The sequence below is a fragment of the Kribbella turkmenica genome, from assembly GCF_004348725.1.
Classification (GTDB): domain Bacteria; phylum Actinomycetota; class Actinomycetes; order Propionibacteriales; family Kribbellaceae; genus Kribbella; species Kribbella turkmenica.
In genome coordinates, this window is the sequence record NZ_SMKR01000341.1 from 1 (window position 1) to 1373 (window position 1373).

The following is a 1373-nucleotide window of genomic DNA, read 5'->3' on the forward strand; positions in this document are numbered from 1 at the left end:
AAGGGCGACACCGACATGCGGCCGGTGCTGACCGAGGTGGCCGCGTCGCAGCCGGATGTGGTCTTCTTCCCGATCTTCCAGCCGGAAGCGGACTTCATCGTCAGGCAGGCCAAGGGGTTCCCGCAGTTGGCGGACACGAAGAAGCTGTTCGGGGCCGATGGTCTGCTGTCGGACACGTTCGTTGTCATCGCTCAGACCGAGGGCATGTACTTCTCCGGTCCGGCCACGCCGCAGGGAACGGCGTACCAGGAGTTCGTCGGCAAGTACGAGAAGAAGTTCGGTGAGAAGCCGATCCAGGCCTTCCATGCGCACTCCTACGATGCCGCGAACATGATCTTCGCGGCGATCGAGAAGGTGGCGGTGCGCGAGGACGGCAAGCTGCACATCGACCGGCAGAAGCTCATCGAGGCGATGTACGCGACCAAGGACTACCAGGGGCTGACCGGGATGTTGTCCTGCGACGAGTTCGGTGACTGTGCCGCGGCGAAGATCGACATCGTCTCGAACACGCCGGCCCAGAAGACGATCGACCAGGTCCGGGGCAACGTGCTGTTCACGTTCGAGCCACCGGGAGGCTGAGCGCGCGGCCGGGCATCCCAGGCAGGCGGGGGGCCCGGCCCTGCTCGGGCTGACGCTTGAGGAGGCCCATTGGCGAGGACCAAGGTCCTGCCGCGCGGACCGGCGGCCGGCAGGCGGGTGCGACGGCTCCCGATCGTCGACGGCTTCCTCTGGCTGGTCCGGATCGCGGCGATCGCGCTGCTCCTGGTCGGGGCGTCGCGCAGTATCGCCAGCGCTCGGCTGAGCGGGCAGCAGTGGCGCGACCTCGTCGTGTTCGGGATCGCCCAGGGGTCGGTTTACGCGTTGATCGCGCTCGGCTACACGATGGTGTACGGCGTACTGCGCTTCATCAACTTCGCCCACGGCGAGGTGTTCATGATCGGCGCGATGACCGGTTACTTCGTCACCGACGGACTCGCCCGGACGGCCCTGTGGGATGCCGCACCGTTCGTGGCCCTGCTGATCACGCTGATCTGTTGTATGACGGTGTCGGCGCTGGTCGCCCTGCTGCTCGAGCGGGTGGCCTATCGTCCCCTGCGAGGTATGCCCCGGCTGATCCCGTTCATCACCGCGATCGGGGCGTCGTTCTTCCTGCAGTACACGATGGCCACCCTGTTCGGTACGTCGGTCAAGTCCTATCCCGAGGTGGACGTTCTCACCGGGACGTTCTCGTTCCTCGGCTTCCGGATCCTGCGGGTGCACCTGCTGGTGATCGTCGCGGCCTTGCTGATCATGGCCGGCCTCTACCTCTACGTGGAGAAGACCAGGGCCGGCAAAGCCATGCGAGCGGTTGCCGAGGATCAGGAGATCGCGCG

The 1373-nt window shown here is 66.0% G+C and carries 2 protein-coding genes; both read left to right on the plus strand.

Annotation, left to right across the window (positions count from 1 at the left end; translation table 11 throughout):
• Positions 1-579: ABC transporter substrate-binding protein (locus E1218_RS35770; RefSeq protein WP_165949576.1), on the plus strand; the 579-nt coding region annotated here is incomplete at its 5' end.
• A 69-nt stretch (positions 580-648) separates the two neighbouring features.
• Positions 649-1373, plus strand: a 725-nt coding sequence (locus E1218_RS35775) for a branched-chain amino acid ABC transporter permease (protein ID WP_132327455.1), incomplete at its 3' end; no start/stop codon positions are given.